Raw genomic sequence first — 26,387 nt, 5'->3', positions numbered from 1 at the left:
CCGGCGGTGCAACGATAAGCGCGGTGACGACGTCGGTCGGTCAGGGTCGTGCCCTGGGCTGCCAGGCAGCGGCCCAATCGATGATCCAAACCAGAATCGCCTCCGGATCGTCCAGATCCAGACGGGGCAGCCTCGACGGCAGGCGGGCGAGGGTTTCGGAGGAGATCAGGCCCGGCTTGTAAGCCACGGCCTGTATCCAGGGATCCTGTTCAGCCGCCCACGCTTGACCGGATTCGCCGCGATACAGTTCCAGCTTCGGAATCGGCCAGGTCTTGAACCCTTCGACCAGAATCAGCTTCGGCTTCAAGCCGGCGACCTGCGCCACCAGCGCCGGCAAGTCCGGCTCCTGCTGCCCGGGCGTTTCCATCATCAGCGCGAAACGCCGACCGGAGGCCACCACCATGGGGGTCGCTCCCGCCGCGCGCAGGCGATGACTGTCCTTACCGGGTTTGTCGATGTCGAAGTCGTGATGGGCATGCTTGATCACGGCTGCCGGCCAGCCCCGCGCTCGAAGCCGGGGCAACAGGGTCTCCAGCAGCGTGGTCTTGCCGGTTCCGCTCCAGGCGGCAATGCCCAGCAGGGGAATGTCGCAGGCGAGCGCGTCGACGGTTTCATTCATGGCAGCTATCCGGCGAGCTGGCGTGACCGGCCTGGACGCGCTCCGCCAGCGCCACCTCGTGGGGGGTGTTGAGGTTGGCGAACTGCGCTTCCAGACCGGGGAAATCGACCTGAACCCAGCGGTGCCGATCGTACCAGGTGACGACCCGGCCGCCGCCGGCTGCCAGCCACTCCGACAGGTCCGCGCCCAGGGAGCTGCGTATCAGTGCCACCAGGGGCTGCAATCGTCCGCCATCGTGGGCGACCGCGATATCCGCCTCGCCGATTCCGTCGGCAAGCCTGGCCAGGGTGTCGACGGGGAGCCAAGGCATATCCACCGGGATCAGCAGTATCCATGGCGTGGAAACCACCCGCAGCGCGCCCAGCGCCCCGGCCAGTGGCCCCGGATAGCCGGGGAGCGTATCCGTGACGACGGCGTGACCCAGTCGGCGATAGCGATCGAGATGGCGATTGGCGCTGATGACGATGCGATCGACCTGAGGCGATAGCCGCTGCACCGCCTGCGCGACCAGCGGCCGGCCATCGAGGTCTACCCACCCCTTGTCCACGCCACCCATACGCTGACCGCGGCCACCGGCCAGCAGCACCCCCGTGACATCGGCGCGTTCGATCACCGGGTACCGAAGATCTTGTCGCCGGCATCGCCCAGCCCCGGCACGATGTAGCCATTCTCGTCGAGCCGTTCATCGATGGACGCCGTATAGATCTCGATATCGGGATACGCCTTCTCGACCCGCTCGATGCCCTCCGGCGCCGCGACCAGCACGATGACCTTGATCTGCTGGCAGCCCCGCTCCTTGAGCATGTCCAGTGTGGCCACCATCGAGCCGCCCGTGGCCAGCATGGGATCGATCACGATCGCCAGGCGTTCGTCCAGAGCACTGACGAACTTCTCGAAATAGGGCACCGGCTCCAGTGTCTCCTCGTTGCGGTAGAGACCCACGACACTGATGCGCGCGCTGGGGATCAGATCGGTGACGCCATCCAGCATTCCCAGCCCCGCGCGCAGGATGGGGACGATGGTGACCTTCTTGCCCTTGATCTGTTCGACCTCGATCGGGGAACCGTTCCAGCCCTCGATCGTCGCCGGCTCCATCTCCAGATTCTGGGTCGCTTCGTAGGTCAGCAGCTTGGCCACCTCGCAGGCCAGCTCGCGAAAGCTCTTGGTGCTGATGTCGGCCGCCCGCATCAGTCCAAGCTTGTGTTTGACCAGGGGGTGGGAGATGGGGTGCACACTCATGATCGGCGCCTTCGTCAGAATGGGATAACCGCGATATTGTACGCGACCTGCCGGGGGTCAGGCGACGCTGGCGGGCAACTGCCAGTCGATGGGCGCGATGCCACGCTCGGCGAGGAAGGCATTGGCCTGAGAGAAGTGGCGTGTGCCGAAGAAGCCGCGATGGGCGGAGAGCGGCGACGGGTGCGGCGCGTGAAGCACGAGATGCTTGCCGCGATCGACGAAGCTCGCCTTCTTCTGGGCGTAGCTGCCCCAGAGTAGAAACACCACGCCATCGCAGTGCTCGTTGATGGTCTGGATCGCCCGGTCGGTAAACGTCTCCCAGCCCCGATTGCGGTGGGAGCCGGCATTGCCCTGCTCGACCGTCAGCACACTGTTCAGCAGCATCACACCCTGTTGCGCCCAGCTCTCGAGAAACCCGTGGTTCACCGGCGTGGTGCCAACGTCGGTGGCCAGCTCCTTGTAAATGTTCTGCAACGACGGCGGTGTCGGCACCCCGGGACGTACCGAGAAACAGAGCCCGTGGGCCTGACGGGGCCCGTGGTACGGATCCTGACCGAGGATCACTACCTTGACCCGCTCCAGCGGTGTCAGCTCGAAGGCGCGAAACCAGTGGGATGAATGGGGATAGATGACCTTGTGGGCCGCCTTCTCCTGGGCGAGAAACTCACGCAGCGCCTGCATGTACGGGGCGCGAAATTCGTCGCCAAGATGGGCGTTCCAGCTATCGGGTAACGGCGACTGGGCCATGGATACTCTCCGCAGCGGTCAGGTTTTGGGTGGACGGACCTGATCGACCAGCGGCTCGACGTAGGCGTGCCCCAGATCCCAAGGGAACTGGATCCAGCAATCCTGTGCCACCTCGGTCAGATACTGATCGACCAGCGGTCGCCCCTCGGGCTTGGCGTAGACGGTGACGAAATGAGATTTCGGAAGCATGTCGCGCACGGCACGCGCCGTCTTGCCGGTATCGACCAGATCATCGACCAGCAGCCAGCCGTCGCCATCGTGCTCGACGCCCTTCATCACATCCAGCTTCCCCTGCGACTGCTCGTCGTAGCTCTTGATGCAGACGGTATCGATCAGGCGGATGTTGAGCTCGCGGGCGATCAACGCCGCCGGGATCAGACCGCCGCGCGTGATCGCGACGATCCCCACGAAGTCGCGCTCGACGAGTCGATGGCAGAGCGCCCTGACGTCGCGGTGGATCTGGTCCCAGGAGACGGTGAAATGATGCTGGTAACGATTGGCGGTCATGGCGGGTCCAGTCAATGGGTCAGGCCGCCATCGGGCGATGACGGCGTCGTGGCTCGCGTTGGGTGACGAGCGGCCTATTCGTCCTCGGTGAAGCTGCACACCGCAAAGACGCTGTAGCCCGCTTCGCGAATCTTGGCAGAGCCACCCAGCTCCGGCAGATCGAGAATGGTCGCGGTCTCGACGACATGGCCACCGCTGCGCTGGATCAGCGAGGCGGCCGCCAGCATGGTACCGCCGGTGGCGATGATGTCATCGATCAGCACGATACGATCCTGCTCGCGAAAGGCATCGGCATGCAGTTCGACCGTCGATTCGCCGTACTCCAGCGTGTAGGTTTCGCTGATGGTCCGGAATGGCAGCTTGCCCTTCTTGCGCACCGGCACGAAGCTGCAGCCCAGCTCGTAGGCCAGCGGCGCACCGACGATGAACCCTCGCGCGTCGATCGCCGCGATCGCATCGACCTCGAGTTCCTGGTAACGGTGCACGAAACTGTCGATCAGCTTGCGGAAGGCCGCGCTGTTCTGGAGCAGTGGCGTGATGTCTCGAAAATTGACGCCTGGCTGTGGCCAGTCGGGCACGGTGCGAATGACCGACTTGATATAGTCGCCGTAGATGCTGCTGCTCATCGAAGAAACTCCATTGACCGAACACGGCGCGCCCGAGGGTGCCCCTCGCGGAACGGTAAATCCTGGCGCAAAGGCGCCCATGTTACCCAAGCCAACGCCGCTGCGCGACCTGCTCGGGGCCAGCGATGGCATCGGCGCCGGGGGGAGTCGCCGTCAGCCAGGCCGGCCATTCAACGACGGCTGGCCAGCACTCGCTCCACCGTCTCCACGATCGCCTGGGTCTGGGGGTCGATCTCGATATTGACCCGGTCCCCGGGCAAGCGCTCGCCGATCGTGGTCCTCGCCAGGGTCTCCGGAATCAGATTGACGCAGAAGCGCCCGGCCTCGACCGCGCCGACCGTCAGGCTGATCCCGTCGATCCCGATATACCCCTTGTCGAACACGAATCGTGCCAGGTCGGGCGACAGCTCGAACCACAACCGGCGATTGTTCGGCGCCTCGTCGATCTCCACCAACCGGGCCATCGCCATGACGTGACCGGACATGGAGTGACCCCCGATCTCGTCGCCGAAACGCGCCGCCCGCTCGAGATTGACCCGATCCCCGGGAGCCAGCTCCCCCAGGTTGGTCAAGCGCAGCGTCTCGCGCATCAGATCGAAACTGACATTGTCGCCCTCGATCGCCGTCACGCTGAGACAGCATCCGTTGTGGGAGACCGACGCACCCAGCATCAGCCCCTCGCGCATCGCCGGCGACATCGACACCACGTGCGTGTGCAGCTGCTCACGCGTCTCGATCGCCACCACGGTTCCCACATCCTGCACGATCCCGGTAAACATGCCCCCTCCTGGCCTCAACGGATGACACGCCGACGGCGACAGATGCCTTCACCCTCGGCGACAGAGATCGGGAATTCTAGCACGCCGTCCAGGCCAGCCATGAAACTGACCACTCCCTAACGGGCTCCGGGTCACCCCGACCTGCATCGCACCGATCGGTTCCAGGCCGCAGACGGGCCGGTGGTCGCGCAGTATCACCAACAGGGTACGTTCAGCGTCGATGGCCACCCGAACGGGTGGCCTGGTTTGGCGCATGGTCCTCTCGACCGGAGCCCCCAGCCGCGCTAGCCCAGCGAGGCTCGATCCGCGGGCGGCGCCCCATATCCCACGTCGGGAGTCCTGTCCAACGCCCTGCCCGCCACGTAATAGACGAGCGCGCCCAGCGCCGAGCCGGTAAACCAGCCGTAGTCGTAGAACCACTGCCAGAGGCCGGTGGTCAACGAGACCAGGGTCAATGTCACGGGGATGCCGAAGGCGATGAAGCCGGCGATATTGATCGCGGGATAGCGACCGCCATCACGATAGAGACTGATCAGGTCCAACCGCTGGCGCTTGATCAGAAAATAGTCCACCGCCATGATCCCGGCGATCGGCCCCAGCAGGCTCGAATAGCCCAGCAGCCAGTTGGAGTAGAGGCTTTCGAGCGTCACCTCCGAGGTGATCACCCCGGCCTTCTGCAGCAGGTCGTAACCCATCAACAGCGTGCCGATCAGGCCCGTCAGCAGCACGCCGCCGGTGCGATTGATCAGCTTGGGCGCGATGTTCTGGAAATCGTTGGTCGGCGAGACGATGTTGCCCGCCGTGTTGGTCGAGATCGTGGCGATCACGATCAGCACCATCGCGATCGAAACCCACACTGGACTATCGATATGGCCGATCAGCGTGACCGGGTCGGAAACCGTCTCCCCCACCAGCGTCGTGGAGGCAGCGGTCATCACCACGCCCAGCGCGGCGAAGAAGAACATGGTCAACGGCAGCCCGATCACCTGGCCGACGATCTGATCCTTCTGGCTCCTGGCGAAACGGCTGAAGTCGGGGATGTTCAGCGACAGGGTCGCCCAGAACCCGACCATCGCCGTCAGGCCGGACAGGAAATAGGTCGTGACCGACGCCCCCTCCGGCCGTGACGGCGGCTGCGCCATCAGCTCGCCGAGAGAGACGTGAGGCAGCGCCCAGACCATCAACCCCACCGCGACCAGCAGCAACAGCGGCGCCGACAGGGTCTCCAGCCACTTGATCGACTCCGCCCCGCGGATCACCACCCAGAGATTCATCGCCCCGAAGACGAAAAAGCCGACGACCTGGCCCCATCCGCCCAGCGCATGCCACGGTGGCACGACGGTCGACAGCAGCAGATGAATCGCCAGACCGCCGAACAGGGTCTGGATGCCGAACCAGCCGCAGCCCACCAGGGCCCGAATCAGGCACGGCACGTTGGAGCCGCGAATCCCGAATGACGAGCGCAGGAGTACCGGAAAAGGAATGCCGTAGCGCGTGCCGGGAAACGCATTGAGCGTCAACGGGACCAACAGGATCGCGTTGGCGAGCAGAATGGTGACCAGCGCCTCGCCGACGCCAAGGCCGAAGTAAGCCGTCAACACGCCGCCTAGCGTATAGGTCGGCACGCAGATCGAGAGGCCGACCCAGAGCGCCGCGATATTCCACTTCGACCAGGTACGCTCGCCCGCCGCCGTCGGCGCGATATCATGATTGAAACAGGCACTGTCGCGGACGTCGTCGCCGAGCATGAGCTCGACCTTGCCGTCACGTTCGACCATGCGAGAAACGGATGTCGTCATTGTTGTTCTCCCGATTCCGTTGGACTCTTTCACCGCTTTCACCGCTTGCGCTCGGCCCGGGACCGAGTCGCGACCGTCGAGGCGGCAGCGCCGTGTTCGACGACGCCGCTGAGCGATGGCCCGGTAGCGCTACCGAGTCGGCAGCCGATGATATTGGCGATCGAAGTAGAGCAGGCACTCACGGTCAGCGCAGCTCGCCATTGCCTCGATCTCGCAGAACAGCACCTCGTGGGTGCCGACCGCCACGCGCTGGCTGATCCGGCACTCGAAGTGAGCCAGCGCGTCGACCAGCACCGGCGCGCCGGTGGCTCGCGTGGTCCACTCCGCCCGCGCAAAGCGCTCCGCCATCGGTGTCTTGCCGCCGAAGGCGCTGGAGACCGCCTCATGCTCGGCACCCAGCACGTTGACGCAGAGCAGCGCATTGTCGGCGAAGACGGCGTAGGCCGAGGCGCGACGATTGATGCAGACCAGCAGTGTCGGTGGATCGTCGGTGACGCTGCACACCGCCGAGGCCGTGAACCCGGCGCGACCGCCCGGCCCGTCCGTGGTGACCAGGTTGACCGCGGTGGGCAGGCGGGACATCGCCTGGCGAAACGCAGCCGCCGAGACCGGCGGCGCACTCTCCGAGTCGACATCGCGACGCTCGGCTTCCGTTGCGTGGGTCGATACGTGTTGCTGTCGTAATGCCATGGGCCTATCTCCGCTGGGCCGCCTGTCGCCGTGGCGGCAGAGTCACGCCGCCAGAAAACGCGTCATGGCGGCATTGAAGGCTTCCGGGACGGTCACCGTCAGACCGTGTCCGCCGTAGTCGAACATCTCCAGACGCGCATGAGGCAGCGCCCGAGCGAGACGTTCGGAGCGCAGGTACGGCACCAGCAGATCGTCCCGCGCGGCGATCACCAGCGTCGGCGCCTGGATTTCACCCAGTCGCGCGTCGATATCGAAGCGCGACAGCGCGCCGATACGCGCCAGCACGTTGTTCTCCCCCGGAAAATGCTTTAGCGCATGGGCCTCTTCCGCCAGCAGTCGATCATGGTTCGCCGAGAGCCAGTCCGCCGGGTAGAGAAACAGCGGCTGCGCGTGCAGATAAGGTTGCACGCCGCACTTCTCGAGCAGCGCGATACGCACGCGGAAACAGCGCTCGCTCTGCACGTCGACTCGGCTCCAGCCATTGATCACGATCAGCCGATGGAGACGAGCGGGCGCCAGCAGGGCCATCTGGAGCCCCACCAGGCCGCCCAGCGCGTGCCCCATGAAATCGACCCGTTCGATACCCAGACCGTCCAGCAGCGCCAGCGCCTCCCGCGCCATGTCGTCGATGGCGTAGCCGGCCGGCAGCTCGGCGGCGCTGTTGCCGGTGCCCAGATGGTCGTAGATCACCACCCGGTGGGTGGCCTCGAGCGCGGCCAGCTGCGGCTCCCAGAAACGGCCGGCGCCACCCAGTCCGGCGGAGAGCAGAATCGTCGGCGCGTCGGGATCATCGCGTCCCAGAATTTCGTGGTGCATGGTCAGGCCTATGGTCAGCGCGGCAGTGGAGAGTGACTTCGCTTCATCGGGGCAGATGGGCCACCGAGGCGATCTCGATCAGTGCGTCCGGCTTCACCAGACCGCACTGAATGCAGTAGCGCGCCGGCTTTTCACCGGGAAAGAACTCCGCGTAGACCGCGTTGATCGCCGCATAGTCGTCCCAGTCGCGCAGGAAGATCGAGTTGAAGGTGATGTCGTCCATACTGCCGCCGGCGGTCTCGACCACGCTTCGGATCAGCTCCAGCACGTGACGGGTCTGGGCCCCGGCGTCACCGACGTGAACTACATTGTTGTCCTTGTCGAACGGCAGCGTGCCGGAGACGTACAGAATGTTGTCGGCCTGACTGCCTGGCACGAATGGCGCCAGCGGTACACCGGAGCCGACGGGAATCACACTGGTCTTGGGCATGGTTACGATCCTGTTGTCGAAAGGGAGGGAGCGGGAGTCTTGCCAATCGGTTGCGTCGAGGCATGGTTGGCGCAAGCAGCTTCGAAGGCGTCCACGGAGGAAACCCACCCGAAGAAAGTCTCGATGTTGAAGATGGCGGCGCTCTGCGCCGCCGGTGGGCCGGCCTGATAGGTGGCGTCCTCCAGCACGGTGCCGAAGTACTCGAGGAAGAAGCCATCCCGCAGCGTCGACTCGACGCAGACGTTGGTCGCGATGCCGGTGAACAGCAGATGGTGAATGCCCCGCGAACGCAGGATGCTGTCCAGCGGCGTGTTGAAGAAGCCGCTGTAGCGGGGTTTGGGCAGCACGATGTCGCCGGCCTGGGGCTTCAGTGCGTCCACCAGCGCATAATCCCAGCCCCCCTTGGCCAGCAGCTTGCCGTGAAGTTCCGGGCGCTGGCGCATGGTCTTGAGCGCGTTGGACTTGTGCCAGTTGGGAGAGCCCGGCCCGCCCGCTTCGACATAGGCCGCGTCCCAGCCGTTCTGGAAGAAGATCACCGTGATTCCCGCGGCCCGGGCGATGCGAATCGCGCTGGCGATACGCTCGATCACCGGCCCGGTCGCCGAGACGTCGAAGCCGGCCAGATCGAGATAACCGCCCGGCGTGGCATAGGCGTTCTGCATGTCGACGACGATCAGCGCGGTTTCGGCGCGGGGCATGGCGATCGCCTCGGGGCGGCCGGCCAGCACGATCTCGTCGGCGGCGGCCACGCTGCCGCGCCGGACGACAGACGGGGAAGCGACGGTAGACTCGAGTTCGCTCATGCCAGCGCCTCCGGTACCGGCGCCGACGCACCGGCCACGCCCACCCGCGTCTTCATCAGCGGCTGCACCCGCTCACCAAATGTATCGAGCCCCTGGAGGAAGTCGTCGAACGTCAACATCACGCCGCCGACCCCCTCCACCGTGTCGATCTCGTCGAGCATGCGCGCCACGTTCTCGTAGGAACCGACCAGCGTGCCCATATTGAAATTGACCGCCGAGGTCGGATCGGTCATCTGGCGCACGTTGGTATCCTTGCCGGAGCTCTTGTCCTGGCTGCCCTGGTCGGCCATCCAGTCCAGCGCCTCCCGATCGGCACCGGCCTTGTAGTGCTCCCAGCGCGCCATGGCAGCGGCGTCGGTCTCGTCGGCGATCACCATGAACAGCACATAGCAGGCGACCTGACGACCGGTCTCTTTGCCGGCAGCCGCGAGACGCTCGGCCGTTGGCGCGAACGCGGTCGGGGTATTCAGCCCCTTGCCGAAGCAGAAGCTGTAGTCGGCGTGCTTGGCGGTGAACGCCATCCCGGCACTCGACTGCCCGGCGCAGACCATCTTCACCCCCTGCTCCGGACGCGGGCTCAGCCGGCAGTCCTCCATCTGGAAGAACTCGCCGTCGAGATCGCTGTGCCCCGTTTCCAGCAGCTCCCGCAGTACCGTGGCGTACTCATCGAGATAGGTGTAGCGCTTGGCGAAATAGTCATCGCCCGGCCATAGCCCCATCTGACTGTATTCCGGCTTCTGCCAGCCGGTCACCAGGTTGATGCCGAAACGCCCCGGCGCGATCGAGTCGATGGTCGCCGCCATCCGCGCGGTGATGGCCGGAGGCATCACCAGCGTCGCCGCGGTGGCGTAGAGATCGATCTTCGAGGTGACCGCAGCGAGCCCCGCCATGAGGGTGAAGGATTCCAGGGCATGCTCCCAGAACTCGGTCTTGCCGCCGAAACCGCGCAGCTTGATCATCGACAGCGCAAACTCGAAGCCGTAACCCTCGGCCTTCTGCGTCACCGCCTTGTTGAGCTCGAAGGTCGGCAGGTACTGGGGCGCGTTTTCGGAAATCAGCCAGCCGTTGTTGCCGATGGGAATGAAGACGCCTAGTTGCATGAGCCACCTCGTCGTCGTATCGGAGCGAGTTGTCGGCCATCGCGGCACTGCGATGCTGCCGACGCCTGACCAATCCTTTACAACCGACGTGCCAACCCGAGCTTATCCATCCGCTTTCAAGAGCTTGCCGGCCACAGACGACAAGCCACCGGACCAATTGGTCTGGAAAGGATCTCGGAATGCGCGACCATGATGCGGGACGCGTGGCGCCCGCGCCGTTTCAGTGCGTGTGAGGAGGCCATTTCGCGCGTGAACCGGGAACATCGGGTAGATGACGCTAGCGACCTGGGGCGTGATAAAATCCCGGTCCCTTACGACCGCTCTCACATACGCAGCCGCGACATGCCAGCGAAATCCCGATGGCCGGTCGCGGGATTCACGAAGGTTGATCATGACGTCCATCACCCCCGCAGCCCCGACCGGCCATCGCGCCGCCGCCAGCGAAGCCCGCAAGCAACGGATTCGGGATGCGGCCCTGGCGCTGTTCTCGCAGTTCGGCCTGCGCGGCGCGAGCCTGGACGCCATTGCCGATCAGGCCGGCGTCTCCAAGACCAACCTGCTCTACTATTTTCCATCCAAGGAGAAGCTCTACGTCGCCGTCCTTCAACAGATCCTGGACACCTGGCTGGAGCCGATACGCGCCATCGATGCCGAGCAGTCTCCCGAGACCGCCATCGGCGACTACATCCGAATCAAGGTCGAACTGTCGCGGGATCACGTCCAGGCATCCCGGCTGTTCTGTCTGGAGATGATCCAGGGCGCGCCGCTGCTGCGGGAAGATCTGCAGAGCAAGCTGCGCCTGCTGGTGGAGGAAAAATCGAGAGTGATCGAGGGCTGGATCGCCCGGGGAAGCCTGCTGCCGGTCGATCCACACCACCTGATATACCTGCTGTGGGGAACCACCCAGCACTATGCCGACTTCGCCGTCCAGATCGAGGCGATTTCCGGCAAAACGCTCGCCGATCCGGCCTTCTTCGAGGCCACGGTGGAGAACATCACGCGCATCGTGCTGGGTGGTCTACTCCCCCGGACGAACGCCGACGGCTGACTCGCGGCCCGACCGGGGGCGGCTTCAAGCCAGTTGGCACGCCTCCTCGAATGCCAGCCGTGGCAAGCGTGGCTTGAGACCCGCCTCATCCCCGTAGCCCAGGTTGACCAGCATGTTGGCGGTCCAGTCGGTGCCGGCGAAGAACGCCTGGTCCACCGCCTCGGAATCGAAGCCCGACATCGGCCCGGTATCCAGCCCCATCGCCCGCGCCGCCAGGATCAGATACCCGGCCTGCAGCGAACTGTTGCGCAGCGCCGTCTGCTCGGCAAACGCCTCGCTACCGGTGAACCAGCTACGGGCGTCGGTGTGGGGGAAGAGCGTCGGCAGCTGATCGTAGAAGCGCTTGTCGTAGGCGACGATGACCGTGCAGGGCGCCGTCGCCGTCTTGTCGGCGTTGCCGGCGGAAACGCACGGCAACAGCTTGTCCTTGCCCGCCGTGGAGCGTACGAAGACAAACCGCGCCGGACAGCAGTTGGCCGAGGTCGGCCCCATCCTGACCATGTCGTAGAGCCTGCGCAGGGTCTCCTCGGTAACGTCGCGAGGCTGCCACGCACTGTGCGTGCGCGCTGTCCTGAACAACTGATCCAGTGCCTGATCGTCCAATGTCTGCATCATCTGTCATCTCCCGGTGGCCATGCATGAAGGGGTGCCAATAGAAGCTTCGCGCGAGCGACGCTCGCGAGTGCGCCGCGCCCCACCGATACAAGCAATGCCCTGACGGAATGGCAACCTTTAACTGCACGGGGCGTCACGCCGGTCCGCTCTCCCGCCCTGGCCGTCGCCAGGTTTGCATGACGGCGGCTGCCATCGGCTCCGCCGCAATGAGGTACGCTCCACGGCCGCGGTCGCTCCGGCGCCGCGAGATCCGTATACTATCGCGCTCATCGACGCGGGGCCGTTGCCGATGGCGCACTGCAGTCGCGCCGAACTGCCCCGCTGCCCCGACACCCCGACAGACGCTTTCGACACGCCCAATGATCACACTGGACAACGTTTCCAAAACCTACGGCAGCGGACCCGGGGCCGTGCAGGCGCTGAAAGAGATCGACCTGCAGGTTCCCAAGGGCACGATTCACGGCGTCATCGGCCTCTCGGGCGCCGGCAAGTCGACGCTGATCCGCTGCGTCAACCTGCTGGAGCGCCCGACCGCCGGCCGCGTCGTCATCGACGGGCAGGAGCTGACGGCGATGGATGCCGCCGCGCTGCGCCAGGCACGGCACCAATGCGGCATGATCTTCCAGCATTTCAATCTGCTGACCAATCGCACCGTCTACGACAATGTGGCTCTGCCGCTGGAGCTGATGGGCCAGTCGCGCCAGGCCATCCGCGAACGCGTGCTGCCGCTGCTGGACATGACAGGGCTGGCGGACAAGGCAAAGCAGTATCCCGCTCAGCTCTCCGGCGGCCAGAAACAGCGCGTGGCCATCGCCCGCGCCCTGGCCAGCCGGCCCAAGGTGCTGCTGTGCGACGAGGCGACCTCGGCGCTCGATCCGCAGACGACGGCATCGATCCTCTCGCTGCTGCAAGAGATCAACCAGCAGCTTGGGCTGACCATCCTGCTGATCACCCACGAGATGGAGGTGGTGAAGACCATCTGTCATCGCGTGGGGTTGATCTCCGACGGACGTCTGGTCGAGGACGCCGACGTGGGCGACTTCTTCACCGCGCCCGCCACCCAGTTGGGACGGGAGTTCCTCAACGACTTTCTCAAGCTGGAAGCGCCGCAGGCCCTGATCGAGCGTCTCGAGCCGGAAGCCGGAACGAACACGCACCCGGTGGTGCGGCTGACGTTCTCGGGCGACAGCGTCGCCACCCCGCTGATCTCGCGGCTGGCGCGGGAACACGGCATCGACGTCAGCATTCTGCAGGCCAAGGTCGAGTCCATTCAGGGGCGCACGCTGGGTCTGATGATCGCCGAGCTGATGGGAAGCGACGTGCAGACCCGTGAGGCCCTGATGACCCTGGAATCCTTTGATCTGCATGTGGAGGTACTGGGCCATGTCCAGCGCACTGATTGATCTCGTCTGGCAGTCCACGCTCGAGACGCTTTACATGGTGGCCGTCGCCGGCATTCTGTCGGCACTGGCCGGGGTCCCGCTCGGCGTGCTGCTCTACGTGACGCGCCCGCGCCAGATCCTGGCGCAGCCGGTGGTCAACACGGTGCTCGGGGTGGTCACCAATGTCGGTCGCTCGGTCCCGTTCATCATCCTGCTGGTGGCGATCATCCCCTTCACCCGGATGATCGTCGGCAGCTCCATCGGCACCAACGCCGCTGCCGTGCCGCTGACCATCGCCGCCATCCCGTTCGTCGCCCGCCTGGTCGAGGGTGCCCTGAACGAGGTTTCGCCCGGCCTGGTCGAAGCGGCCCAGTCGATGGGCGCCACGCCGATGCAGATCATCCTGAAGGTGCTGTTGCCGGAGGCCCGTGGCGGCATCATCAACGGCCTGACGATCACCATCGTGGCCCTGGTCAGCTACTCCGCCATGGCCGGTGCCGTGGGCGGCGGGGGTCTGGGCGACCTGGGCATTCGCTATGGCTACAACCGCTTCAACCCGACGGTGATGCTGATCACCGTGGTGGTACTGGTGGTCATGGTCCAGCTGTTTCAGAGCCTCGGGGATTATCTGGTGCGCAAGAGCGATCACAAGTGATCGTCGCGCCCCACTACTCTAATAACCAGAATGAATTACCGTGATTGCCTTTATTCCGTTATATTCCGGCATCACCGGGCGCAGGAGCCGCGCCCACGTCTCACTCAACAGGGGGAATTTCGCCAAATGCCGATTTCACTGACACGTACGCTGAGCGTCGCCGCACTCGGTCTCGGACTGGCCGCCGGTGCTGCGCACGCCGCCGCCGACACCATCAAGGTCGGTACCATGGCCGGACCCGAGACCGACGTGATGCAAGTGGCCAAACAGGTCGCCAAGGAGAAGTACGGCCTCGACGTCGAGATCGTCGAGTTCACCGACTACGTGACGCCCAACGCCGCGCTGGCCGACGGCAGCCTCGATGCCAACGCCTACCAGCACGAACCCTACATGCAGTCGATGGTCAACGATCGCGGCTACGACTTCGCCATCGCCGGCAAGACGTTCGTCTACCCGATCGGTGCCTACTCCGCCAAGTACGACAGCATCGACGACCTGCCCGACGGTGCGACGATCGCCGTACCCAACGATCCGACCAACGAAGGACGGTCGCTGATCCTGCTCGACAAGCATGGACTGATCACGCTCGACGATGCCGAGAATCTGGAAGCGACGCCGATCGACATCACCGAAAACCCGCACGACTACTCGTTCAAGGAGATCGAGGCCGCCCAGATGCCGCGGGTACTCCAGGACGTCGACATGGCCTTCATCAACAGCACCTTCACCCAGCCGGCCGGTTTGACGCTGGATGATGCGCTGATCAAGGAAGGACCGGACTCCCCCTACGTCAACCTGATCGTGGTACGCGGTGGCGATCAGGATCGCGAGGCGATCCAGGATCTGGTCAAGGCCTATCAATCCGACGCCGTCGCCGACAAGGCCCAGGAACTGTTCCAGGGTGGCGCCGTTCCCGGCTGGAAATGACCACGTCATTGTCACGCGCATGACGAGACCCGGTCATGACCACCACGAAAACCAGCGCCTCGGCGCCGGTTTTCGTTTCCGCTCCACCCTTGCCGCGCCCCTTCCCGCAGGAGACCCACGATGACCGATTACGCCTCCCTGGAACGTCAACTGGCAGCGCTTCTGGACACCCGCGACTGGTTGACCAATGCCGCCCAGACCAGCGCCTTTCTGATGCAAGCGCTGGACGACCTGAACTGGGTCGGCTTCTATCTCCAGCGTCAGCCCGAGACGCTGATCCTCGGCCCCTTCCAGGGCCTGCCCGCCTGCAACCCGATTCCGTTCTCGAAAGGCGTCTGTGGTGCCGCGGCACGCTCGCGCCAGACCCAGCGCGTCGACGACGTCCACGCTGTCCCGGACCATATTGCCTGCGACGCCGCCTCACGTTCCGAACTGGTGGTGCCGATTGTCGTCGGCGAACACCTCTGGGGGGTGCTGGATATCGACAGTCCACTGCCCGCGCGCTTCAGCCGCGAGGACCAGGCCGGCATCGAACGCCTATGTCGAGTGTTCGGCGCCGCCAGCGACCTGGCGAACAGCCCGGCTACCTGAGATCGCTCGCCGTCCTCGTGGCTGGCACGAGAGCCGGTCTCAATCCAGAAAGACGCCCAATTCGTCGTCCGAGCGCACCAGCTGCAGGATATCCTCGTAGAGCGCCAACAGATCCAGTGCCAAGGGCCGGCGAACCTCTCGCGGCATCTCGCCCAGGGCGTGCTCCTCCCGGCGCCCACTGGCGATGTTCTGGTAGAGTCCGATCGCCAGGTGCACGGCAGCGGCATACGGCGAGAAAGGCACGGCATCCAGCGGCTTGTCCTGGTAGGTCAGCGCGTTGCAGATGGTCTCCGGGAAGCGCCAGCGGCGGCCCAGCTCGGCACCCACTTCACTGAACGTGTAACCGAATCGATTGGCTTCCAGCTCGGTGCGGGGGGCCCCCTGGGCAACCAGCGCATCGATGCGCTGCATGACATCCGGATGGGCGATATGCATCAAGGCGGACCCCACGTGATGGAGGATGCCGCAGGTAAATGCCGTCTCCGGTGCCAGATCGCCCAACTGGCTATGACGAACGATCGTGCGACTGAGGTTGGCGACCATGAATGACTCGCGCCAGAATGCCTTGCGATCGAGCCCGGGCACTTCCTTGAGCATGCCGACCATGCCAGAGGCGATGACGAGCGTGCGCACACGGTCGAAACCCAGCAACAGCAAGGCGTCGTCGATCGTCGCCACATTGCGCCCCACGCCGTATCTCACCGAGTTGGCAGAGCGCAGCAGCTTGAGGCTCAGGCTGGGATCCTTGTGGATGGTGGCCGACACCCGATGAATGCTGATCCTGTCGTTATCAAGGCTGGCGATCAGTTCGCCGACCACGGCGGGTACGCTAGGTAACTGATGGATGTGTTCGAAAAGCGAATTCAGTGACATGTTCCACTCCTGCTGTCCCCCCATGTTATCTATCGCCCGGCCAAAAGTCGTGAGGCCGGGCTCAGAATAGGCTTGCCACAGTTCGCAGCGACAAAAAAATCCCGCCGGAGAACCGGCGGGAAGGTCGCCGCCCAGGCGACAGCAATCATCACTACGAGATATCGGCCTCCACCCTCAGCTCTTCTGCCAGGATTTCACCATCTCGTCGTAGGGTACGGTCTTGCCTTGCGGCTTTTCGTTGTCGAGCTTGGGCTTGGGCGCGCCGGGCTGATCCAGCCAGTACTGCGCATCGCGCGGCTCGTTCAGCTTGGGCCCGCATTTTGGCTGGACATTGGCCCGCTCGAGACGCTCCATCATCCGGTCCTGAGCATCCGCCAGTCCATCCAGGGCTTGCTGCGCGCTGGTCTCGCCACTGACCGCCTGGGAAATATACTGCCACCACAGCTGGGCCAGCTTGGGATAGTCCGGCACGTTGGTGCCGGTCGGTGACCACTGCAGACGCGCCGGGCTGCGGTAGAACTCGACCAGGCCACCCAGTTTCGGTGCGGCATCGGTCATCGCCTGGGAGCGAATGTCGGACTCGCGGATCGGCGTCAGTCCCACCAGCGTCTTCTGCAGCGAGACCGTCTTCGAGGTCACGAACTGGGCATAGAGCCAGGCGGCGAGTCGATTCTTCTCAGGGGTCGAATTCATGAAGGTCCAGGAACCCACGTCCTGGTAGCCCTTCTTCATGCCATCCTCCCAGTACGGACCCACCGGTGACGGCGCCATCCGCCACTTGGGCGTGCCGTCCTCGTTGACCACCGGCAGACCCGGCTGGGTCATGTCGGCGGTAAACGCCGTGTACCAGAAGATCTGCTGGGCGACATTGCCCTGCGCCGGTACCGGCCCCGCTTCCGAGAACGTCATGCCCTGGGCTTCCGGTGGCGCATAGGCGTGCAGCCAGTCGATGTACTTCTGGGTCGCGAAGACTGCGGCCGGGCCATTGGTGGCGCCGCCGCGGGTGATATTCGAGCCCACCGGCCGACAATCCTCGACCCGAATCCCCCACTCGTCCACTGGCAGGCCGTTGGGAATTCCCTTGTCGCCGGCCCCGGCCATGGAGAACCAGGCGTCGGTAAAGCGCCAGCCCAGCGAGGGATCCTTCTTGCCGTAATCCATGTGGCCATAGACACGCTGGCCGTCGATGTCGTGGACGTCGTTGGTGAAGAAGTCGGCGATATCCTCGTAGGCCGACCAGTTCACCGGCACGCCCAGTTCGTAACCGTATTTTTCCTTGAATCGCGCCTTGAGGTCGGGATCGTCGAACCAGTCCGCGCGGAACCAGTAGAGATTGGCGAACTGCTGGTCGGGCAGTTGATAGACCTTGCCATCCGGTCCGGTGGTGAAGGAGAGCCCGATGAAATCATCCAGATCCAGCGTCGGCGAGGTCACCTCGGCGGCATCCCCGGCAATCATGTCGGAAATCGGCACCACCTTGCCGTAGCGGAAATGGGTACCGATCAGGTCGGAATCGTTGACGTATGCATCGTAGATGTTGCGGCCGGACTGCATCTGGGTCTGCAGTTTCTCGATCACGTCCCCTTCCTGAATCAGGTCGTGCTTCAGTTGGATGCCGGTGATCTCGCTGAAGGCGCGGGCCAGGACCTCGGATTCGTACTTGTGGGTGGTGAGCGTCTCCGAAACGACGTTGATCTGCATGCCACGGAACGGTTTGGCGGCGTCGATGTACCACTGCATCTCGGCCATCTGCTGCTCGGGCGTGAGCGTCGAGGTCTTGAACTCGTCACTCAGCCAGCGTTTGGCGGCATCCTGATACTGGTCGGCGATCGCGGTTCCCGAGACGGCCATCAGCCCTGCAAGGCCGACTCCGATGCCGATGCCCAGTGGCGTCCGGCGTCGCGATCTGGCGTGCTTGATATCGAACATAGCGTTAACCCTCGTTGTTATGCTGCATTTGCTGTCTTGGCGCTATCCGAAGAGCAATGATCCCTGGTCGATGCGTTACCCCCATTTCATGATGATTGCCATGCCTGCCACGCAGATCGCCGTCGCGATCCAGAGCGGCCAATCGGTCAATGCCAGAACCAGCAAATGGCCATATGCCGCCGCCAGCAGACCAATGAACAGCCGATCGCCGCGGGACGTGGAGATCGGCAAGAAGCCCCTGCGATCCCGCCCGGGCGACACGGTCTGCCAGACCGTCATCGCGACCAGCAGCGCCGCGATTCCGGCGAAGAACAGCGCCGTCGGTAGTGTCCACGCCATCCAACCCATGGTGACTCTCCCTCTCTCTGGACTAACGGATCAGACGCGCCCCAGGGCGAAGCCCTTGGCCACGTGATTGCGCACGAAGTAGATCACCGCGATACCGGGCAACAACGCGACCACCCCGGCCGCCGCCAGCACGCCCCAATCGATACCCGAGGCCGAGACCGTGCGGGTCATCTGCGCCACGATCGGCTTGGCATCGACCGAAGTCAGCGTCCGCGCCAGCAACAGTTCCACCCACGAGAACATGAAGCAGAAGAACGCCGTGACACCGATGCCGGGCCGGATCATCGGCAGGAAGATCCGGATGAAGAACTTGGGAAAGGTGTAACCGTCGATGTAGGCGGTCTCGTCGATCTCCTTGGGCACCGACGACATGAAGCCCTCGAGAATCCAGACCGCCAGCGGCACGTTGAACAGGCAGTGGGCCAGCGCCACCGCGATCGGCGTGTCGAACAATCCCACCGCCGAGTAGAGCTGGAAGAACGGCAGCAGGAACACCGCCGGTGGTGCCATCCGGTTGGTCAGCAGCCAGAAGAACATGTGCCTGTCGCCCAGGAAGCGATAGCGCGAGAACGCATAGGCCGCCGGCAACGCCACCAGCAGCGAAATCAGCATGTTCATCGAGACATAGCTGAGGGAGTTCAGGTAGCTCATGTACCAGGTCGGCTCGGTGAAGATGACCCGGTAGTTGTCCAGCGTCGGCGCCGTGGGCCAGAGCGACAGCCCGCCGAGAATTTCCCGGTTCGACTTGAACGACATGTTGACCAGCCAGTAGATCGGCACCAGCACGAACAGCAGATAGACCAGCATCACCAGGCTCTTGCGCAATCTCATGGCGGCGTCATCCCTTGTCGTCGTTGTGGGTCATGGCGGTGTAGAACACCCAGGTCACCAGCAGAATGATCAGGAAGTAGATCAGCGAGAAGGCCGCGGCCCGGCCCAGATCGAACTGGCCCAGTGCCATCTGGGTCAGCGTCTGGCTGAGGAAGGTCGTGGCGGTGCCCGGCCCGCCACCGGTGAGCACGAACGGCTCGGTATAGATCATGAAACTGTCCATGAAGCGCAGCATCACCGCGATCAATAGCACGTTCTTGAGCTTGGGCAATTGAATGAATCGAAACACCGCCCAGTGCGAGGCACGGTCGATCCTCGCCGCCTGGTAGTAGACGTCAGGGATCGAGCGCAGGCCGGAATAGCACAGCAGCGCCACCAGCGACGTCCAGTGCCAGACATCCATCACCAGCACGGTGATCCAGGCGTCCCGCGGGTTGGAGGCGTAGTTGTAGTCGAGCCCCAGGCTGTTGAGGATCCAGCCATACAGCCCGATGTCCTCCCGTCCGATGATCTGCCAGATCGTCCCCACCACATTCCACGGCACCAGCAACGGCAGTGACAGCAGAATCAGACTGAACGGCACGCCCAGCCCCCGCCGGGGCATCGATAGCGCCACGACGATGCCCAGCGGCACCTCGATGGCCAGGACGCAGAAGGAGTAGATGAACTGTCGCACCAGCGAGTCGTGCAATCTCGGATCCGCCAGGATCTCCCGATACCACTCGGTGCCCACGAAATAGCGCGTGCTCGGGTCGAAGATGTCCTGCACCGAGTAGTTGACCACCGTCATCATCGGGATGATGGCGCTGAAGGCCACCAGCACGAATACCGGCAGGACCAGCCACCAGGCCTTGTTGTTATAGGTCTTCATCAGCCGCCTCCACCAGATGATCATCGATATAGAAGCGCTGCCAGGCTTCGGGGAAATGGAGGCCGATACGCCCATCCGGCACGGCCGCCTCCTCCTCCAGCCGCACCTTGATCACCGGCGCCGACGGCGTCTCGAGTCGCACGTCGACGATCTTGAAGGTGCCCTGATCCTGGATCAGGTCGACGTAGCCGTGCAGGTCGGCGTCCTCCGGCGCCACGAGCTGCACGAACTCCGGCCGGATGCCCAACTGCAGGCGCCCCTCCGGGCGCTGCCGAAGCCGGGCGACGGCCGCCTCGGGTACCGCCAGCGCACGGCCTTCGAACTCCACGCCCGACGTGCCCAGCGCGATATCGAGCAGGTTCATGCCGGGGCTGCCGATGAAGTAACCGACGAAGGTGTGTTGCGGATTCTCGAACAGCTCTCGCGGAGTGCCGAACTGCACGATCTGGCCTTCGTACATCACCGCGATCTTGTCGGCGAAGGTGGACGCCTCCAACTGGTCATGGGTGACATAGACCATCGTCACGTTGAAGCGCTGATGGATCTCCTTGAGCTTGCGCCGCAGGCGCCACTTGAGCTGCGGATCGATCACCGTCAACGGCTCGTCGAACAGGATCGCCGCCACGTCGTCGCGCACCAGGCCGCGCCCCATCGACACCTTCTGCTTCTCGTCCGCCGTCAGATTCTGCGCCTTGCGATTCAATAGCGGCTCGATCTCCAGCGCCTCGGCCACCTCTCTCACCCGGGCATCGATGCGCTCCCGGGGCTGTCCCTGGTTACGCAGCGGGAACGCCAGATTGTCGTGAACGGTCATGGTGTCGTAGACCACCGGAAACTGAAAAACCTGGGCGATATTGCGCTGCTGCGGGGTGAGATCGTTGACCGACTTGCCGTCGTAGAGCACCCGCCCCTCCGAGGGCACCAGCAGGCCGGATATGATGTTGAGCAGCGTACTCTTGCCGCACCCCGAGGGCCCCAGCAGCGCGTAGGCGCCGCCCTGCTCCCAGACGTGGTCCATCGGCCGGAGTGCGTAGTCGGCCGGATTCGAGGGCGCGCCGTGATAGCTGTGGGCCAGTTGTTCCAGACGGATCTCGGCCATCTAGCGGTCTCCTCGCCCGTCGGGCACTGTCGATCGCGGTGAAGGAGGTGACAACACCAGGTCGCCTCCCGGCTCGAACACGAAGAGCTGGCGAAAAGAGGCGTGAACCTCCAGCGCCTGATCCACGCCGAATTCATGAATCCCGATCAGGTGCGCAACCAGATCGATTCGCTCGTGCGACAGGTGCAGAAAGGTTTCGGAGCCGCTGATCTCCGCCACCCGCAAGATCGTCGGCAAGCGCAAGGCCGGCTCCGTGAGCGGCTCCAGCGACCAGTGATGGGGGCGGATGCCGATCTGGTAATCACCTTCGGATAGCGACTTCCAGACCTCGGGCAGTGGTTGGCGCTGATCGGCGATCCGGCACTCACCGGCCTGGATCGTCATCGGCATCAGGTTGATGGGAGGCTCGCCGAACAGCGTCGCCGCCTCACGATTACGGGGATGGCGATAGACTTCGTCGCCGGGGCCACTCTGGACGATCCGGCCCTGGTGGAGCAGCGTCGTCGTGCCTCCCAGCGCCAGCGCCTCGGCCGGTTCGGTGGTGGCGTAGACCGCGATGGTATTGCGGGATTCGAACAGCTTGCGCATCTCCACCCGCAGCGCCTCCCGCAGCTTGTAGTCGAGATTGACCAGAGGCTCGTCGAACAGCACCAGGTCCGCTTCCTTGACCAGTGCCCTGGCCATCGCCGTGCGCTGCTGCTGGCCGCCGGAGAGTTCCTGCGGATAGCGTCCCAGCAGTTGCTGGATTCCCAGCATCGCCGCGGTCTCCTCGACCCGACGGGTAATCTCCTGCCGCGATACCCTGGCCTGCTTGAGTGGCGAGGCGATGTTGTCGAACACCGTGAGCGTCGGATAGTTGATGAACTGCTGATAGACCATCGAGACATTGCGCTGGCGAACCGGCAAGTGGGTCACGTCACGGCCGTCGAGATAGACCCTGCCGTGGTCGGGCCTGTCCAGCCCGGCCATCAGCCGCATCAATGTGGTCTTGCCCGCCAGCGTGTGCCCCAGCAGCACGTTGAATGACCCCGGTTCCAACGTCAGGCTGGCATCGCTGATATAGGTCTCGCCTCGCACCGACAGTGTCACGTTGTCGAGTTGTAATGACATGAGTGGCACCGTTCCCTTTTTTCTCTTTCGAGCATCGTAGAACACTCGTTCCATAAAGCTATACGACGAAAAAAGCAGACGGTATCGCCGTCAAAGAGGCATGCTCAAACACATGATTTTAAAATGATTTCTGATATTAGAACCTTAGTCTTAACCACTAATGTCCAACACTCTGGACAGGTTTCGAGATGGTAATGCGACTAAAAAAGGCGTTTTTTCGGCAGGGTTTGTTCGAAAACCAACATGGCTTGCGGTGAGAAGACGGGGATGCCGATGGTGGAACACGCCCAATATCGCGGAAACAACAAACCGCCGGGAGCGGTCTGCGACGACTCGGGCGGCCCGAAGGGTGGCCGCCAGGGATGGCTGGCCACAACAAACCGTCGGGAGCGGTTTGGGACGCCTCGGGCGGCCTGAAGGGTGGCCGCCAGGGATGGCAGGCCACAACAAACCGCCGGGAGCGGTTTGGGACGCCTCGGGCGGCCCGAAGGGTGGCCGCCAGGGATGGCTGGCCACAAAAAACCCGAGCCGAGGCTCGGGTTTCGAATCTGGTAGGACCAAGCGGATTTGAACCGCTGACCTCCACGATGTCAACGTGGCGCTCTAACCAACTGAGCTATGGTCCTGGATGACGTTGGCACGATGCTGGAAACAGACTGGTAGGACCGAGCGGATTTGAACCGCTGACCTCCACGATGTCAACGTGGCGCTCTAACCAACTGAGCTACGGTCCTGCATCGATGACGGCGGGCTCGCCGTGACAACGGATGCGAATTTTACCCAGGCGGGCGCGGAATGCAACCCTCTACGCCTAAAAAAATCACGCCAACTGCCTGTCGCGCCGAGACAATTCCTCTGCGATTGTCGCTGGCACGGGGTCTTCCGTCAGGTGAAATCCGCTCTCATATCCAATAACGGGGCGATTTCATCGCCGTTCAGGGCACCGCCCCCGACGCCCCCTTCCCACTCGCCACGATCACGGCCCCGCCGAGGTCGCTGATTGCCAACGTTCGAAACGGGACACTTCGCCCTCCATGCCGATGCCGGTGCCGATGCCGGTGCCGGTGCCGGTGCCGGTGCCGGTGCCGGTGCCGATCAGCATATCTGGCCTCTTGGCCGCTGGAAGAGAACCGGCGCCATCCGGGCGATGCCATTCGCCGAACCTGGCTAGTATCGTCGCGGAGCATCGGACTACCGGCAATGTCGCAGGGTGACGTCGAACCGAAGGTTCCGCCCCGGCCACCTAGACCATGGTCGTAGTCATGAACGGCCCGTTACCGCCTCCCGAGGCAACGGCGAGGCACCCAGCTTTGATAGACTGGGCTCTCGAATCAGTTAAAGAATCGTCAACGGAACGCGGCAGGAAACCACCATGACACAGCAGGAACGTCACGAAGCCATCGTCGAGCTGGTCAAGCGGCAAGGCTATGCCTCGATCGAGCAGCTCGCCAAGGACTTCGACGTCACGCCCCAGACGGTGCGCCGCGATCTCAATCAACTGGCGGAAGAGGGCATCGTCAAGCGCGTCCATGGAGGCGCCGGCCTGGAATCGAGTACCGTCAACACCGCCTATCACACCCGCAAGACGTTGAATCTGGACGCCAAGCGCCGGATAGCCGAAATGCTGGCGAGCCATATTCCCGACTCGTCGTCACTGTTCATCAACATCGGCACCAGCAATGAATTCATCGCCGAGGCGCTGTGCCAGCACAGCGGACTGGAGGTCATCACCAACAACCTCAACGTGGCGGCCATTCTGCAGCACAAGACCGACTTCAACGTCATCGTCGCCGGCGGCCAGGTTCGCTCGCGCGACGGCGGAATCATCGGTGAAGCCACCATCGATTTCATCAATCAGTTCAAGGTCGACTATGGCATCATCGGTATCAGCGGCATCGATGGCGATGGTTCGCTGCTGGAGTTCGACTATCAGGAAGTTCGCGTCGCACAAGCCATCCTGCGCAACTCCCGCCAGGTCTTCCTGGCGGCGGATCATTCGAAATTTCACCGCAATGCCGTGGTACGCCAGGGCAACCTCAGCCAGATCAACGCCTTTTTCACCGACCGGCAGCCCCCCGATGGACTGCGCCGGCTGATGCGGGAGCACGACGTGGCGCTCTACGTCGCCGATCCTTCGATATCCGCGGACATCGAGCCCCTGCCCGCCCACGCGGGCTGACGCCCGATAGCCCATGCAACGGCCGGCCATGCGCCGGCTTCGCTCCCTCCCGACCACGGACCGCCTCCTCGCCTCCCCTTTTGGTCGAGGAAACTCCACCACGGCCATTGATGTTCGGAAATGATTAGTCTATGTNNACATAGACTAATCATCACCTTCCGGAGAGCGGTATGGCCTCAACGACACAGCGTCACGTCCATGACCTCATCGTCGTCGGTGGCGGCATCAATGGCACCGGCATCGCCAACGACGCCGCCGGCCGGGGGCTGTCCGTGTTGCTGTGCGAACAAGCGGATCTGGCCAGCGCCACCTCCTCCGCCAGCAGCAAGTTGATCCACGGAGGGTTGCGCTATCTCGAGCACCGCGAGTTTCGGCTGGTGCGCGAAGCGCTGAAGGAACGAGAAGTGATGCTGCGCAAGGCGCCGCACATCGTCTGGCCATTGCGCTTCATCCTGCCGCATCAGCCGCACCTGCGGCCCGGCTGGATGATTCGCGCAGGGCTCTTTCTCTACGATCACCTCAGCCACCGCGACAGCCTGCCCAACGCCAGGCGCCTGCGATTCGGTTCGGAAAGCCCGCTGGTACCGACGATCAAGCGCGGATTCGAGTACTCCGACTGCTGGGTGGATGATGCCCGACTGGTGGTGCTCAACGCGATCCAGGCACGGGAAAAAGGCGCCGACATCCGGGTTCGGACCCGTTGCGTCGAGGCTCGCGAGGAGCAGGGAGAGTGGGTGGTGATTCTTGAAGACCTGGGCAGCGGGCAGCGCCAGGAACAGCGGAGCAAGGTGCTGGTCAACGCCGCCGGCCCCTGGGTGGAGTCTTTCGTCAAGGGCAATGCCAAGCGCGACTCGCGCTACGGCATCCGCATGATCCAGGGCAGCCACCTGGTAGTGCCGCGCCTCAACGATGACGACCGCGCCTACATTCTGCAGAATCGCGACGGCCGTATCGTCTTCGTGCTGCCCTACCAGCAGCACTACAGCCTGATCGGCACCACCGATCGCCGCTATCAGGGCGACCCCGCCCAGGTCACCATCAATGACGAGGAGATCGATTACCTGCTCGACGTGCTCAACGGGCACTTCGTCAGGCAGCTCGGTCGCGAGGATGTGGTCGCGACCTATGCCGGCGTGCGCCCGCTGTGCGACGACGAATCGGAGAACCCCTCGGCAATGACCCGGGACTATACCCTCGACCTCGACAGGCACGGCGCGCCAATGCTGTCGATCTTCGGTGGCAAGATCACCACCTATCGCAAGCTCGCCGAGGCGGCCATGCGTAAACTCGAGCCATTGCTGCCCGCCATGGGCCAGCCGTGGACAGCCGATGCCCGGCTGCCCGGCGGTGACATCGAGTCACGCCAGACATTGACCGATCGACTCGTGGATGAATACCCATTTCTCGGTCGAGAGCGAGCCGAACGATTCGCTTCCAGCTATGGCTCGCTGTGTCTCGGTTTCCTCAATGGCATGCGGCGCCAGGAGGATCTCGGCCAGCATTTCGGCGGCGGCCTCACCCGCGCCGAAGTCGACTATCTGATCGAGCACGAGTGGGCACGCACCAGCGACGACATCCTGTGGCGTCGCAGCAAGCTGGGGCTTCGCCTGTCCAGCGAAGAGCAGCAGGCGCTGACGCGCTACCTCGACCAGCATCCAGTCGCCGGTCAGTCAGGCCCACTATCCAAAGTCTCATAGGGAAGTAGCTGCCGCCAGCTCGCCGGGGAGCCATACTGCCGGGGGTACCAACCGTGTTTCTGCTACGCTTGACCCAG

At 63.8% G+C, this 26,387-nt stretch carries 29 protein-coding genes and 2 tRNA genes; 7 read left to right on the top strand and 24 right to left on the bottom strand.

Annotation, left to right across the window (positions count from 1 at the left end; translation table 11 throughout):
• Positions 1-40: 40 nt before the first annotated feature.
• The 13 genes from mobB to rutA all read right to left on the bottom strand — a co-directional run bounded on the left by mobB (position 41) and on the right by rutA (position 10,155).
• Positions 41-619, bottom strand: coding sequence for a molybdopterin-guanine dinucleotide biosynthesis protein B (gene mobB, locus DOM45_RS07975; protein ID WP_110599301.1), 579 nt, complete (start codon positions 617-619; stop codon positions 41-43).
• Positions 612-1,232, bottom strand: a complete 621-nt coding sequence (mobA, locus tag DOM45_RS07970; RefSeq protein WP_205909422.1) for a molybdenum cofactor guanylyltransferase MobA — start codon at positions 1,230-1,232, stop codon at positions 612-614. The genes mobB and mobA overlap by 8 nt, the downstream gene beginning before the upstream one ends.
• A complete protein-coding gene (gene upp / locus DOM45_RS07965; protein ID WP_110599299.1) occupies positions 1,229-1,858 on the bottom strand; it encodes a uracil phosphoribosyltransferase in 630 nt (209 codons plus the stop codon). Before upp ends, mobA begins: the two co-directional genes overlap by 4 nt.
• Before the next feature lie 57 nt (positions 1,859-1,915).
• The gene (gene ung / locus DOM45_RS07960) at positions 1,916-2,605 is read right to left on the bottom strand and encodes a uracil-DNA glycosylase (protein WP_110599296.1); all 690 of its coding nucleotides are present in this window, start codon (positions 2,603-2,605) and stop codon (positions 1,916-1,918) included.
• Positions 2,606-2,623: 18 nt separating this feature from the next.
• The gene (gene gpt / locus DOM45_RS07955; RefSeq protein WP_110599294.1) at positions 2,624-3,112 is read right to left on the bottom strand and encodes a xanthine phosphoribosyltransferase; all 489 of its coding nucleotides are present in this window, start codon (positions 3,110-3,112) and stop codon (positions 2,624-2,626) included.
• Positions 3,113-3,186: 74 nt separating this feature from the next.
• Complete coding sequence (locus DOM45_RS07950) at positions 3,187-3,738, bottom strand: adenine phosphoribosyltransferase (protein ID WP_110599292.1); 552 nt, start codon at positions 3,736-3,738, stop codon at positions 3,187-3,189.
• A 170-nt stretch (positions 3,739-3,908) separates the two neighbouring features.
• Entirely contained in the window at positions 3,909-4,517 is a 609-nt protein-coding gene (locus DOM45_RS07945; RefSeq protein ID WP_110599290.1) for a riboflavin synthase subunit alpha, read from the bottom strand.
• Between the two features lie 284 nt (positions 4,518-4,801).
• Positions 4,802-6,316, bottom strand: coding sequence for an NCS1 family nucleobase:cation symporter-1 (locus tag DOM45_RS07940; protein WP_110599288.1), 1,515 nt, complete (start codon positions 6,314-6,316; stop codon positions 4,802-4,804).
• Positions 6,317-6,445: 129 nt separating this feature from the next.
• Positions 6,446-7,006: a flavin reductase gene (locus tag DOM45_RS07935; protein WP_110599286.1), complete on the bottom strand. Its 561-nt coding sequence runs from the start codon at positions 7,004-7,006 to the stop codon at positions 6,446-6,448.
• Positions 7,007-7,048: 42 nt separating this feature from the next.
• Positions 7,049-7,822 carry a pyrimidine utilization protein D gene (gene rutD / locus DOM45_RS07930; protein WP_110599285.1) on the bottom strand — a complete coding sequence of 258 codons (774 nt, stop codon included), beginning with the start codon at positions 7,820-7,822 and terminating at the stop codon, positions 7,049-7,051.
• 43 nt (positions 7,823-7,865) lie between these two features.
• Positions 7,866-8,252 (bottom strand): pyrimidine utilization protein C, encoded by a 387-nt coding sequence (gene rutC, locus DOM45_RS07925; protein ID WP_110599283.1) that lies wholly within the window; start codon positions 8,250-8,252, stop codon positions 7,866-7,868.
• A gap of 2 nt (positions 8,253-8,254) precedes the next feature.
• On the bottom strand, positions 8,255-9,055 hold the full coding sequence (rutB, locus tag DOM45_RS07920) for a pyrimidine utilization protein B (protein ID WP_110599281.1): 801 nt from the start codon (positions 9,053-9,055) through the stop codon (positions 8,255-8,257).
• Positions 9,052-10,155: a pyrimidine utilization protein A gene (gene rutA / locus DOM45_RS07915; protein WP_110599279.1), complete on the bottom strand. Its 1,104-nt coding sequence runs from the start codon at positions 10,153-10,155 to the stop codon at positions 9,052-9,054. The genes rutB and rutA overlap by 4 nt, the downstream gene beginning before the upstream one ends.
• A gap of 391 nt (positions 10,156-10,546) precedes the next feature.
• On the opposite strand from rutA, the gene rutR reads away from it, so the two are divergent.
• Positions 10,547-11,203, top strand: coding sequence for an HTH-type transcriptional regulator RutR (rutR, locus tag DOM45_RS07910; RefSeq protein ID WP_110599277.1), 657 nt, complete (start codon positions 10,547-10,549; stop codon positions 11,201-11,203).
• Positions 11,204-11,227: 24 nt separating this feature from the next.
• On the opposite strand, the gene DOM45_RS07905 is transcribed toward rutR, so the two are convergent.
• Positions 11,228-11,818, bottom strand: a complete 591-nt coding sequence (locus tag DOM45_RS07905; RefSeq protein ID WP_110599275.1) for a malonic semialdehyde reductase — start codon at positions 11,816-11,818, stop codon at positions 11,228-11,230.
• Positions 11,819-12,177: 359 nt separating this feature from the next.
• Between DOM45_RS07905 and DOM45_RS07900 the strand changes: the two genes are divergently transcribed.
• From DOM45_RS07900 to DOM45_RS07885, 4 genes are all read left to right on the top strand, one after another.
• Positions 12,178-13,221: a methionine ABC transporter ATP-binding protein gene (locus DOM45_RS07900; RefSeq protein ID WP_110599273.1), complete on the top strand. Its 1,044-nt coding sequence runs from the start codon at positions 12,178-12,180 to the stop codon at positions 13,219-13,221.
• Positions 13,202-13,855, top strand: coding sequence for a methionine ABC transporter permease (locus DOM45_RS07895; protein WP_110599271.1), 654 nt, complete (start codon positions 13,202-13,204; stop codon positions 13,853-13,855). The genes DOM45_RS07900 and DOM45_RS07895 overlap by 20 nt, the downstream gene beginning before the upstream one ends.
• A gap of 126 nt (positions 13,856-13,981) precedes the next feature.
• Positions 13,982-14,782: a MetQ/NlpA family ABC transporter substrate-binding protein gene (locus DOM45_RS07890; RefSeq protein WP_110599268.1), complete on the top strand. Its 801-nt coding sequence runs from the start codon at positions 13,982-13,984 to the stop codon at positions 14,780-14,782.
• Positions 14,783-14,902: 120 nt separating this feature from the next.
• Positions 14,903-15,373, top strand: coding sequence for a GAF domain-containing protein (locus DOM45_RS07885; RefSeq protein ID WP_110599266.1), 471 nt, complete (start codon positions 14,903-14,905; stop codon positions 15,371-15,373).
• A 39-nt stretch (positions 15,374-15,412) separates the two neighbouring features.
• Here the strand turns inward: DOM45_RS07885 and DOM45_RS07880 are convergent, their stop codons facing one another.
• The 10 genes from DOM45_RS07880 to DOM45_RS20395 form a co-directional block, all read right to left on the bottom strand.
• Complete coding sequence (locus DOM45_RS07880; RefSeq protein ID WP_157958370.1) at positions 15,413-16,246, bottom strand: HDOD domain-containing protein; 834 nt, start codon at positions 16,244-16,246, stop codon at positions 15,413-15,415.
• Positions 16,247-16,420: 174 nt separating this feature from the next.
• Positions 16,421-18,097, bottom strand: coding sequence for an ABC transporter substrate-binding protein (locus tag DOM45_RS07875; protein ID WP_198655764.1), 1,677 nt, complete (start codon positions 18,095-18,097; stop codon positions 16,421-16,423).
• A gap of 153 nt (positions 18,098-18,250) precedes the next feature.
• Entirely contained in the window at positions 18,251-18,523 is a 273-nt protein-coding gene (locus DOM45_RS07870; protein WP_110599260.1) for a DUF2160 domain-containing protein, read from the bottom strand.
• Positions 18,524-18,553: 30 nt separating this feature from the next.
• Entirely contained in the window at positions 18,554-19,354 is an 801-nt protein-coding gene (locus DOM45_RS07865; protein ID WP_110599257.1) for a carbohydrate ABC transporter permease, read from the bottom strand.
• Positions 19,355-19,361: 7 nt separating this feature from the next.
• Entirely contained in the window at positions 19,362-20,228 is an 867-nt protein-coding gene (locus DOM45_RS07860; RefSeq protein WP_198655763.1) for a carbohydrate ABC transporter permease, read from the bottom strand.
• On the bottom strand, positions 20,212-21,324 hold the full coding sequence (locus DOM45_RS07855; RefSeq protein WP_110599254.1) for an ABC transporter ATP-binding protein: 1,113 nt from the start codon (positions 21,322-21,324) through the stop codon (positions 20,212-20,214). Before DOM45_RS07855 ends, DOM45_RS07860 begins: the two co-directional genes overlap by 17 nt.
• Positions 21,325-22,434, bottom strand: a complete 1,110-nt coding sequence (locus tag DOM45_RS07850; RefSeq protein WP_110599252.1) for an ABC transporter ATP-binding protein — start codon at positions 22,432-22,434, stop codon at positions 21,325-21,327.
• A gap of 549 nt (positions 22,435-22,983) precedes the next feature.
• A tRNA-Val gene (locus tag DOM45_RS07845) sits at positions 22,984-23,060 on the bottom strand.
• A 31-nt stretch (positions 23,061-23,091) separates the two neighbouring features.
• Positions 23,092-23,168 (bottom strand) — tRNA-Val (locus tag DOM45_RS07840).
• Between the two features lie 242 nt (positions 23,169-23,410).
• Positions 23,411-23,536, bottom strand: coding sequence for a hypothetical protein (locus tag DOM45_RS20395; RefSeq protein WP_280951662.1), 126 nt, complete (start codon positions 23,534-23,536; stop codon positions 23,411-23,413).
• Between the two features lie 270 nt (positions 23,537-23,806).
• Here DOM45_RS20395 and DOM45_RS07830 point away from each other — a divergent pair, with 270 nt between their 5' ends.
• Together DOM45_RS07830 and glpD are read left to right on the top strand one after the other, a co-directional pair.
• Entirely contained in the window at positions 23,807-24,613 is an 807-nt protein-coding gene (locus DOM45_RS07830) for a DeoR/GlpR family transcriptional regulator (protein WP_110599248.1), read from the top strand.
• Between the two features lie 170 nt (positions 24,614-24,783).
• Entirely contained in the window at positions 24,784-26,310 is a 1,527-nt protein-coding gene (gene glpD, locus DOM45_RS07825) for a glycerol-3-phosphate dehydrogenase (RefSeq protein WP_110599246.1), read from the top strand.
• The last annotated feature ends 77 nt before the right edge of the window (positions 26,311-26,387 follow it).

Origin of the sequence: Salinicola lusitanus (assembly GCF_003206045.1) — a bacterium.
In the GTDB taxonomy this organism is placed as follows: domain Bacteria; phylum Pseudomonadota; class Gammaproteobacteria; order Pseudomonadales; family Halomonadaceae; genus Salinicola; species Salinicola lusitanus.
The sequence above is the reverse complement of the archived record's forward strand: the minus strand, read 5'-3'. Positions and strand labels throughout refer to the sequence as shown.

Excerpts from the sequence above, each read along its gene's own strand:
- mobB (WP_110599301.1), bottom strand. The coding sequence starts at position 619 with ATGAATGAAACCGTCGACGCGCTCGCCTGCGACATTCCCCTGCTGGGC.
- upp (WP_110599299.1), bottom strand. The coding sequence starts at position 1,858 with ATGAGTGTGCACCCCATCTCCCACCCCCTGGTCAAACACAAGCTTGGA.
- ung (WP_110599296.1), bottom strand. The coding sequence starts at position 2,605 with ATGGCCCAGTCGCCGTTACCCGATAGCTGGAACGCCCATCTTGGCGAC.
- gpt (WP_110599294.1), bottom strand. The coding sequence starts at position 3,112 with ATGACCGCCAATCGTTACCAGCATCATTTCACCGTCTCCTGGGACCAG.
- DOM45_RS07950 (WP_110599292.1), bottom strand. The coding sequence starts at position 3,738 with ATGAGCAGCAGCATCTACGGCGACTATATCAAGTCGGTCATTCGCACC.
- DOM45_RS07945 (WP_110599290.1), bottom strand. The coding sequence starts at position 4,517 with ATGTTTACCGGGATCGTGCAGGATGTGGGAACCGTGGTGGCGATCGAG.
- DOM45_RS07940 (WP_110599288.1), bottom strand. The coding sequence starts at position 6,316 with ATGACGACATCCGTTTCTCGCATGGTCGAACGTGACGGCAAGGTCGAG.
- DOM45_RS07935 (WP_110599286.1), bottom strand. The coding sequence starts at position 7,006 with ATGGCATTACGACAGCAACACGTATCGACCCACGCAACGGAAGCCGAG.
- rutD (WP_110599285.1), bottom strand. The coding sequence starts at position 7,822 with ATGCACCACGAAATTCTGGGACGCGATGATCCCGACGCGCCGACGATT.
- rutC (WP_110599283.1), bottom strand. The coding sequence starts at position 8,252 with ATGCCCAAGACCAGTGTGATTCCCGTCGGCTCCGGTGTACCGCTGGCG.
- rutB (WP_110599281.1), bottom strand. The coding sequence starts at position 9,055 with ATGAGCGAACTCGAGTCTACCGTCGCTTCCCCGTCTGTCGTCCGGCGC.
- rutA (WP_110599279.1), bottom strand. The coding sequence starts at position 10,155 with ATGCAACTAGGCGTCTTCATTCCCATCGGCAACAACGGCTGGCTGATT.
- rutR (WP_110599277.1), top strand. The coding sequence starts at position 10,547 with ATGACGTCCATCACCCCCGCAGCCCCGACCGGCCATCGCGCCGCCGCC.
- DOM45_RS07905 (WP_110599275.1), bottom strand. The coding sequence starts at position 11,818 with ATGATGCAGACATTGGACGATCAGGCACTGGATCAGTTGTTCAGGACA.
- DOM45_RS07900 (WP_110599273.1), top strand. The coding sequence starts at position 12,178 with ATGATCACACTGGACAACGTTTCCAAAACCTACGGCAGCGGACCCGGG.
- DOM45_RS07895 (WP_110599271.1), top strand. The coding sequence starts at position 13,202 with ATGTCCAGCGCACTGATTGATCTCGTCTGGCAGTCCACGCTCGAGACG.
- DOM45_RS07890 (WP_110599268.1), top strand. The coding sequence starts at position 13,982 with ATGCCGATTTCACTGACACGTACGCTGAGCGTCGCCGCACTCGGTCTC.
- DOM45_RS07885 (WP_110599266.1), top strand. The coding sequence starts at position 14,903 with ATGACCGATTACGCCTCCCTGGAACGTCAACTGGCAGCGCTTCTGGAC.
- DOM45_RS07880 (WP_157958370.1), bottom strand. The coding sequence starts at position 16,246 with ATGTCACTGAATTCGCTTTTCGAACACATCCATCAGTTACCTAGCGTA.
- DOM45_RS07875 (WP_198655764.1), bottom strand. The coding sequence starts at position 18,097 with ATGGCCGTCTCGGGAACCGCGATCGCCGACCAGTATCAGGATGCCGCC.
- DOM45_RS07870 (WP_110599260.1), bottom strand. The coding sequence starts at position 18,523 with ATGGGTTGGATGGCGTGGACACTACCGACGGCGCTGTTCTTCGCCGGA.
- DOM45_RS07865 (WP_110599257.1), bottom strand. The coding sequence starts at position 19,354 with ATGAGATTGCGCAAGAGCCTGGTGATGCTGGTCTATCTGCTGTTCGTG.
- DOM45_RS07855 (WP_110599254.1), bottom strand. The coding sequence starts at position 21,324 with ATGGCCGAGATCCGTCTGGAACAACTGGCCCACAGCTATCACGGCGCG.
- DOM45_RS07850 (WP_110599252.1), bottom strand. The coding sequence starts at position 22,434 with ATGTCATTACAACTCGACAACGTGACACTGTCGGTGCGAGGCGAGACC.
- DOM45_RS20395 (WP_280951662.1), bottom strand. The coding sequence starts at position 23,536 with ATGCTGATCGGCACCGGCACCGGCACCGGCACCGGCACCGGCACCGGC.
- DOM45_RS07830 (WP_110599248.1), top strand. The coding sequence starts at position 23,807 with ATGACACAGCAGGAACGTCACGAAGCCATCGTCGAGCTGGTCAAGCGG.
- glpD (WP_110599246.1), top strand. The coding sequence starts at position 24,784 with ATGGCCTCAACGACACAGCGTCACGTCCATGACCTCATCGTCGTCGGT.